At 72.6% G+C, this 7,258-nt stretch carries 9 protein-coding genes and 1 pseudogene; 8 read left to right on the forward strand and 2 right to left on the reverse strand.

The genetic code is table 11. The features are described from left to right. Window positions 1-30 precede the first annotated feature (30 nt). The 6 genes from B7767_RS31715 to B7767_RS31740 all read left to right on the forward strand — a co-directional run bounded on the left by B7767_RS31715 (window position 31) and on the right by B7767_RS31740 (window position 5,357). Complete coding sequence (locus tag B7767_RS31715) at window positions 31-978, forward strand: ScpA family protein (RefSeq protein WP_256923639.1); 948 nt, start codon at window positions 31-33, stop codon at window positions 976-978. Next, window positions 975-1,628, forward strand: a complete 654-nt coding sequence (gene scpB, locus B7767_RS31720) for an SMC-Scp complex subunit ScpB (protein ID WP_085575137.1) — start codon at window positions 975-977, stop codon at window positions 1,626-1,628. Before B7767_RS31715 ends, scpB begins: the two co-directional genes overlap by 4 nt. Next, the gene (locus tag B7767_RS31725; protein ID WP_085575138.1) at window positions 1,628-2,743 is read left to right on the forward strand and encodes a pseudouridine synthase; all 1,116 of its coding nucleotides are present in this window, start codon (window positions 1,628-1,630) and stop codon (window positions 2,741-2,743) included. Before scpB ends, B7767_RS31725 begins: the two co-directional genes overlap by 1 nt. 119 nt (window positions 2,744-2,862) lie before the next feature. Next, window positions 2,863-3,582 carry an NUDIX domain-containing protein gene (locus B7767_RS31730; RefSeq protein WP_085575139.1) on the forward strand — a complete coding sequence of 240 codons (720 nt, stop codon included), beginning with the start codon at window positions 2,863-2,865 and terminating at the stop codon, window positions 3,580-3,582. Continuing rightward, the gene (locus B7767_RS31735) at window positions 3,579-4,601 is read left to right on the forward strand and encodes an ADP-ribosylglycohydrolase family protein (protein ID WP_085575140.1); all 1,023 of its coding nucleotides are present in this window, start codon (window positions 3,579-3,581) and stop codon (window positions 4,599-4,601) included. The genes B7767_RS31730 and B7767_RS31735 overlap by 4 nt, the downstream gene beginning before the upstream one ends. Window positions 4,602-4,604: 3 nt before the next feature. After that, a complete protein-coding gene (locus tag B7767_RS31740) occupies window positions 4,605-5,357 on the forward strand; it encodes a nucleotidyltransferase domain-containing protein (RefSeq protein WP_085575141.1) in 753 nt (250 codons plus the stop codon). Here the strand turns inward: B7767_RS31740 and B7767_RS31745 are convergent. Both B7767_RS31745 and B7767_RS31750 read right to left on the reverse strand, forming a co-directional pair. After that, the gene (locus tag B7767_RS31745; protein ID WP_085575142.1) at window positions 5,283-6,026 is read right to left on the reverse strand and encodes a DNA polymerase beta superfamily protein; all 744 of its coding nucleotides are present in this window, start codon (window positions 6,024-6,026) and stop codon (window positions 5,283-5,285) included. The two genes, B7767_RS31740 and B7767_RS31745, sit on opposite strands and share 75 nt — an antisense overlap. A gap of 22 nt (window positions 6,027-6,048) precedes the next feature. Next, window positions 6,049-6,474, reverse strand: coding sequence for a Rieske (2Fe-2S) protein (locus B7767_RS31750; RefSeq protein ID WP_085575143.1), 426 nt, complete (start codon window positions 6,472-6,474; stop codon window positions 6,049-6,051). A 193-nt stretch (window positions 6,475-6,667) separates the two neighbouring features. Between B7767_RS31750 and aroH the strand changes: the two genes are divergently transcribed. Further along, window positions 6,668-7,030 carry a chorismate mutase gene (gene aroH, locus B7767_RS31755; RefSeq protein ID WP_085575144.1) on the forward strand — a complete coding sequence of 121 codons (363 nt, stop codon included), beginning with the start codon at window positions 6,668-6,670 and terminating at the stop codon, window positions 7,028-7,030. Beyond that, window positions 7,027-7,258, forward strand: a pseudogene (locus B7767_RS31760) (prephenate dehydrogenase); the annotation flags it as partial. The gene aroH and the pseudogene B7767_RS31760, both read left to right, overlap by 4 nt.

Genomic DNA, 7,258 nt, shown 5'->3' on the forward strand with positions numbered 1-7,258 from the left:
GGACCGGACGCCCCGGCCGCCGGCGGGACGGTGAGCGCGTCCGGGGGACCGGAATCCGCGCAGACGTCCGGATCCGGGACCGGTGCGACCGGCGTCGTCCGGGCGGGGGCCGCCGCGTCCGGTGGCTCCGGGGACGGGGCTTCGGGAGCGGGCGGCGCCGAGGACGGGGACGGGCGGTTCACGGTCCGGCTGGTGAACTTCGAGGGGCCGTTCGACCTGCTGCTGCAGTTGATCTCGAAGCACAGGCTGGACGTCACCGAGGTCGCGCTGTCCAGGGTGACCGACGAGTTCATGGCGTACATCCGGGCCCTGGGGCCCGACTGGGACCTGGACGAGACGACCGAGTTCCTGGTCGTGGCGGCCACGCTGCTCGATCTCAAGGCGGCCCGGCTGCTGCCCGCCGCCGAGGTGGAGGACGAGGCCGACCTCGCCCTCCTGGAGGCCCGGGACCTGCTGTTCGCGAGGCTGCTGCAGTACCGCGCGTACAAACGGATCGCCGAGATCTTCAGCGGGCGCCTCGACGACGAAGGCCGCCGCTTTCCCCGTACCGTCGGACTCGAACCGCACCACGCCGAGCTGCTGCCCGAGGTCGTCATCAGCATCGGCGCCGAGGGCTTCGCCCGGCTCGCGGTCAAGGCGATGCAGCCCAGGCCCAAGCCGCAGGTGTACGTCGACCACATCCACGCCCCACTGGTCAGCGTGCAGGAACAGGCCGGGATCGTCGTCACGCGGCTGAGGGAACTCGGCGAGGCGAGCTTCCGGGCCCTCGTCGAGGACACGGACGACACCCTGACCGTCGTCGCCCGCTTCCTCGCCCTGCTGGAGCTGTACCGCGAGAAGGCCGTCGCCCTCGACCAGGAGGCCGCGCTCGGCGAGCTGACCGTGCGCTGGACCGGCGGGGACGGGGACGCCTCGCCGACGGTCACCGACGAGTTCGACCGGCCGCCGGAGCAGCCCGAGGAGGAGAGGAAGCCGTGAACGAGGAGACGACCCACACCCCCGCCGGGCCGCGCACCGTCGCGGAGCTCGACCTCAGGCCCGCCCTGGAGGCGGTCCTCATGGTCGTGGACGAGCCCGCGACCGAGGAGCACCTGGCGAAGATACTGGAGCGTCCCAGGCAGCAGGTCGCGGACGCGCTGCGCGCGCTCGCCGACGAGTACACCGTCCAGGGCCGCGGCTTCGAGCTGCGCCTGGTCGCGGGCGGCTGGCGCTTCTACACCCGCCCCGAGTACGCCGCCGCCGTCGAGGGCTTCGTCCTGGACGGCCAGCAGGCCCGGCTCACCCAGGCCGCCCTGGAGACCCTCGCGGTCGTCGCCTACCGGCAGCCGGTCAGCCGCAGCCGCGTCTCCGCCGTGCGCGGAGTCAACTGCGACGGCGTGATGCGCACCCTCCTGCAGCGCGGTCTGATCGAGGAGGCGGGCACGGAACCCGAAACAGGTGCGATCCTGTACAGGACGACGAACTACTTCCTGGAGCGGATGGGCCTGCGCGGTCTGGACGAGCTCCCGGAGCTCGCGCCCTTCCTCCCGGAGGCGGAGGCGATCGAGGCCGAGACGCTGGAAGCGGTCCCGTCGTTCGATCCGGACGCCCCGGATTCCGAGGACGCAGACGACAAGACGGAACTTTGATGCGAAGCAGCAGCGGCAGGAACAGCAGCGGAAACAACGGCGGGAGCCGTGGTGGCAACAGCGGCGGCCGCGGCGGGAGCGGCGGTGGCCGAGGTGGTCACCGCGGCGCCGGCAACAACCGCGACGACCGGCAGGGCGGTCGTCCGAAGAAGCCGCGCCCGGAGGAGCGGCGCTACGACGTGGGCCCCGGCGCCACCCAGGAGGGCCCCAAGTCGGGCCGTGGGCCCACGGCCCGTGGCGGCGCCAAGGGCGGGCCGAAGAAGCCCCTGCAGCGGGGGCGCTCGGTCCCGGCCACGTCCCGTGAGTACGAGACGCGGGCCGAGGAGCGCAACCGCGAGCGGTACGCGGGCAAGAAGGACGTCAAGCTGCCCAAGACCTTCCCCGGCGCCGAGCAGGAGGGCGAGCGGCTGCAGAAGGTGCTCGCCCGCGCGGGCTACGGCTCCCGGCGTGCCTGCGAGGAGCTGATCGAGCAGGCACGCGTCGAGGTCAACGGCGAGATCGTCCTGGAGCAGGGCAAGCGGGTCGACCCGGAGAAGGACGAGGTCAAGGTCGACGGCCTGACCGTGGCGACCCAGTCGTACCAGTTCTTCTCGCTGAACAAGCCCGCCGGTGTCGTCTCCACCATGGAGGACCCGGAGGGCCGGCAGTGCCTCGGTGACTACGTCACCAACCGCGAGACCCGCCTCTTCCACGTCGGCCGGCTCGACACCGAGACCGAGGGCGTCATCCTGCTCACCAACCACGGCGAGCTGGCGCACCGGCTGACCCACCCCAAGTACGGCGTGAAGAAGACGTACCTGGCGGCCATCGTGGGCCCGATCCCGCGCGACCTGGGCAAGAGGCTCAAGGACGGCATCCAGCTCGAGGACGGTTACGCGCGCGCGGACCACTTCCGGGTCGTGGAGCAGACCGGCAAGAACTACCTCGTCGAGGTGACCCTGCACGAGGGCCGCAAGCACATCGTGCGCCGCATGCTCGCCGAGGCCGGCTTCCCGGTCGACAAGCTGGTGCGCACCGCCTTCGGGCCGATCACCCTGGGCGACCAGAAGTCGGGCTGGCTGCGGCGGCTGTCGAACACCGAGGTCGGGATGCTGATGCAGGAGGTCGACCTCTAAGGGCTGTCGGCCTTCGAGCAAGGACCGTCGGCCTCCAGGGGCCGTCGGCCTTCAGGGCTTGTGCGCCCGGCCCGCACCCCCTTTAATGGTCATTGCGACTATTAAAGGGGGTGCGGGTCATGGACGGCTACGACAAGTACGCCTTCGAACCCTTCGCCGTCACCGTCGACCTCGCCGTGTTCACCCTCCGCGCGGGCGCGCTGCACGTGCTGCTCGTCGAGCGCGGCCAGGAGCCGTACGCCGGACGGTGGGCGCTGCCCGGCGGCTTCGTCCAGCCGGACGAGTCCGCCGAGAGCGCCGCGCGGCGCGAACTGGGCGAGGAGACCGGGCTGACGGACGTGTCCGGACTGCACCTGGAGCAGCTGCGGACCTACAGCGAACCCGACCGCGACCCCCGGATGCGGGTCGTGTCCGTCGCCTTCGCCGCACTGCTGCCCGACGCGCCCGAGGCGCACGGCGGCAGCGACGCGGCCCAGGCCCGCTGGACGCCGTACGGCTCCGCGCGGGAGCTCGCCTTCGACCACGGCCGGATCCTGGCCGACGCGCGGGAACGCGTCGGCGCCAAGCTCGAGTACACCTGCCTCGCCACCGCCTTCTGCCCGCCCGAGTTCACCCTCGGGGAGCTGCAACAGGTCTACGAGACCGTCTGGGGCACCGCCCTGGACCGGCCCAACTTCCGGCGCAAGGTACTCGCCACCCCGGGCTTCGTCGAAGCCGTCCCCGGCGCCGCGCGCCTCACCGGCGGCCGGGGCAAACCCGCCGCGCTCTACCGCGCGGGCACCGCCACCGCCCTCCACCCGCCCCTGCTCCGGCCCACTCCGGAAGGACGCCCCGCATGACCACGACCACCGTCACCAAGCGCGCCGCCACGGGAGCGCTCACCGGACTCGCCCTGGGGGACGCGCTGGGGTTCCCGACCGAGTTCAACGACGTGCCGTCGATCCTCGCGAAGTCCGGACCCTGGCGGGGGATGGACCTGCCCAGGCCGGCGATCGTCACCGACGACACCCAGATGACCCTCGCTCTCGGCAGAGGGCTGCGCACGGCCATGGACCGGGGACTGCTCACCCCGAAGAGACTGGAGCGGCCGGTGCGCGAGGAGTTCGTGGAGTGGTGGCGGTCGCCCGAGAACAACCGCGCCCCCGGCAACACCTGCCTCAAGGCCTGCCACCTGCTGGCCCGTGAGGACCGGCGCTGGCAGGACGCCAGCCAGATCCACTCCAAGGGCTGCGGTGCCAACATGCGCGTCGCGCCCATAGGCCTGGCCCCCGGCCTGACCGACGAACAGCGCGCGGGCGCCGCCCAGTTGCAGTCGGCCCTCACCCACGGTCACCCCACCGCGCTGGCCGCCTCCGACCTCACCGCGCACGCCGTACGACTGCTGGCTGAGGGCGCCGAGCCGACCGGCCTGATCGGACTGCTGCGCTCCTACGCCTACGACAACCGCACCCGCTACCACGAGTTCTGGCTCGGCGACCTGTGGACCCGCGACCAGGACCCCACGCCCGAGCACTTCATCGCGCGCGGCTGGGACGAGTGCCTGGGCATCCTGGAACGCCTCCAGGGCGCCGTGCGCACCGTCTCGCCCGAGACCGACCCCTGCCTGGCCACGGGCGAGGGCTGGATCGCCGAAGAGGCCCTGGCGACCGGCCTGCTCTGCTTCCTCCTCTTCGTCGACGAGCCCCTCACCGCCCTGCGCCGCGCCGCCTGCACCGCGGGCGACTCCGACTCCATCGCCTGCCTCACGGGCGCCTTCGCCGGCGCGTACCTGGGTGCGGACGCCTGGCCGGCGGAGTGGGCCGACCGCATCGAGTACCGGGGCGAGCTGCTGGCGCTGGGAACGCTCTGGGACGCTTGAGCGATGACCGACGCCCTGGACCTCGACCTGAGCCCGGTGATCGCCGAACAGCCCGACCCGGTGCTGTTCGCCACCGTCTCCGGCGCGCACCTGTACGGCTTCCCGTCCCGCGACTCCGACGTGGACCTGCGGGGCGTGCACCTGCTGCCGGCCGCCGACCTCGTCGGGCTGCGCGAGCCGGACGAGACCCGGTCCAGGATGTGGGTCCGGGACGGCGTCGAGATGGACCTGGTCACGCACGACCTGCGCAAGTTCGTCCGCCTGATGCTGCGGCGCAACGGCTACGTCCTGGAGCAGCTGCTGTCCCCGCTGGTCGTGCACACCACCGACACCCACCGCGAACTGGCCGCGCTCGCCCCGGACGTCCTCACCAGCCACCACGCCCACCACTACCGGGGGTTCGCCCGGACCCAGTGGCGGCTGTTCGAGAGGACCGGCGGACTCAAACCGCTGCTCTACACCTTCCGGGTGCTGCTCACCGGCATCCACCTGATGCGCTCCGGTGAGGTGCAGCCCCATCTGCCCACCCTCGCCGGGGAGGTCGACGCCGCCCCGGACCACCTGCCGGAGCTGATCGCCGCCAAGGCGGAGCGCGAGCACGGGGACGCCGCCGTCGACCACGCACGCGTGCGGGCCGACGTGGAGCGGCTGCACGGCGTACTGGACGAGGCGCAGGCGGCGTCAGCCCTGCCCGACGCCCCCACCGGGTACGACGCCCTGCACGACCTCGTCGTACGGACCCGCCTGGAGGGCTGAGGCACGGCGGGTGCGGACGAGGAAGTCCTCCACGCGCCGGCGGTCCGGTTCCGCGGGGAGCGGGCTGCGGTGGGCGGCCTGCTCGGCCTCCCGCGCCAGGCGGGCCATCCACGCCTCGCACTCGGGCCAGGACACCTCGCCCCGCTTCACCGCGAGCAGCGGCCCGCGCTCCTCGCCCACGTCGATCGTGAGGGTGCCCGTACGGAGCAGGTCGCGGGCGCTGATCAGCAGGCGGAGCAGGTGCATCGCGTGCTTCCAGCGCGGGGCGCCGTGCGCGCGGACGTCCGCCTCCAGCTTGCGGAGCTGGCCGTGGGCGTACCGCGTGAACGTCTCGTGGACCCTGCGGGAGAGGAACGCCCCGCGCAGGGAGAGCAGCTCGCGGCCGGTGGCGTCGGCGTACTCCACGAGCGGTGAGTGCAGGCACTCCAGGATGTTGGGGTTGGCGCGCAGGGCCAGCTCGCAGAAGCGTTCCAGCTCCCAGCTGAACTGCTCCTCGGCCGGGCCCTCGACATGCGTCGGCGGCTTCTCGAAGCGCCAGAACAGGGGAGTGGGCGCGAGGAAGACGCCCCGGCGGTCGGTGTCGCTGCCCTCGGTGGCCAGACCGAAGGCGCGCGAACCCATGACACAGGCGTAGATCGTGTGGTCGCCGACCAGGGTCTCGGGGCGCATGCCCGGGAGCGTACGCGGTGGATCACGCCCGGCGGATCGAATTTCCCTCCACCGTGATCGGCTCCTCGGGCAGTGGCCGGGTCGCGGGACCCCGCTCCACCGAGCCGTCGGTGATCCTGAAGCGGCTGCCGTGGCAGGCGCAGTTGACGGTGCCGTCCGCGACGTCGGCCACGACGCAGCTCTGGTGGGTGCAGATCGCCGAGAAGGCCTTGAAGTCGCCCTCCTGCGGCTGGGTGACCACGATCTTCTCGTCCGCGAGGACCGTGCCCCCGCCCACCGGGACGTCGGCGGTCGGGATCAGCTCCTCACCGGCGGCGTCCGACGAGGTGGCGCCCCCGCCGCCGTCCCTGCCGTCTCCGTCGTTCCCGCCGTCCGGGCCGCAGCCCGCGGCCAGTGCCGCCGCACCCGTCGCGAGCAGAACCGTGCGGCGTGTTGCACGAGGCGTCATGTCGTCACTCCCGGAGTTCGCGGTTCCCGCATTCTGACACCGAATCCGCCGAACAAGAAGCAACTCGCGACAAAACATGATGAAACGTGCACACCGTCCGTCTCAGCGGGCGGGCGCCGGGCGCCGCCCCCGCGCGGGCTGACTACGCTGGATGACCGAACAGCAGACAGGCACGTCAGCAAGGAGCATCGTCGTGGCGGTACGCGCGGTCCGGGGGGCCGTCCAGCTGGAGCGGGACGAGGCCGGTCACATGGAGGAGCGGGTCGGCGCGCTGCTCACCGCGATCCTGGAGCGCAACGGCCTGCACACCGACGACCTGATCAGCCTCTGGTTCACGGCCACGCCCGACCTGCACAGCGACTTCCCGGCCGCCGCCGCCCGCAAGCTCGGCATCGTCGACGTCCCCCTGATCTGCGCCCAGGAACTGGACATCGAGGGCGCCATGCCCCGCGTCGTCCGGGTCCTCGCGCACATCGAGTGCGACAAGCCCCGCGCGGACGTCGCGCACGTCTACCTCGGCGCGGCGGCCGCCCTGCGCAAGGACATCGCCCAGTGAGAACCGCACTCGTCATCGGCACCGGACTGATCGGCACGTCCGCCGCGCTCGCCCTGAACCGGCGGGGCGTCGTCGTCCACCTCACCGACCACGATCCGGAGCAGGCCCGTACGGCCGCCGCGCTCGGCGCCGGCACGGACGAGGCCCCCGACGGGCCGGTCGACCTGGCGATCGTCGCCGCCCCGCCCGCCCACGTGGCCGACGTGCTCGCCGACGCGATGCGGCGCG

This window comes from Streptomyces sp. 13-12-16, assembly GCF_002114215.1.
GTDB lineage: Bacteria > Actinomycetota > Actinomycetes > Streptomycetales > Streptomycetaceae > Streptomyces.

Bases quoted from the DNA above. Each gene is read 5' to 3' on its own strand.
- B7767_RS31725 (WP_085575138.1), top strand. From the start codon at position 1,628: ATGCGAAGCAGCAGCGGCAGGAACAGCAGCGGAAACAACGGCGGGAGC.
- B7767_RS31730 (WP_085575139.1), top strand. From the start codon at position 2,863: ATGGACGGCTACGACAAGTACGCCTTCGAACCCTTCGCCGTCACCGTC.
- B7767_RS31735 (WP_085575140.1), top strand. From the start codon at position 3,579: ATGACCACGACCACCGTCACCAAGCGCGCCGCCACGGGAGCGCTCACC.
- B7767_RS31740 (WP_085575141.1), top strand. From the start codon at position 4,605: ATGACCGACGCCCTGGACCTCGACCTGAGCCCGGTGATCGCCGAACAG.
- B7767_RS31745 (WP_085575142.1), bottom strand. From the start codon at position 6,026: ATGCGCCCCGAGACCCTGGTCGGCGACCACACGATCTACGCCTGTGTC.
- B7767_RS31750 (WP_085575143.1), bottom strand. From the start codon at position 6,474: ATGACGCCTCGTGCAACACGCCGCACGGTTCTGCTCGCGACGGGTGCG.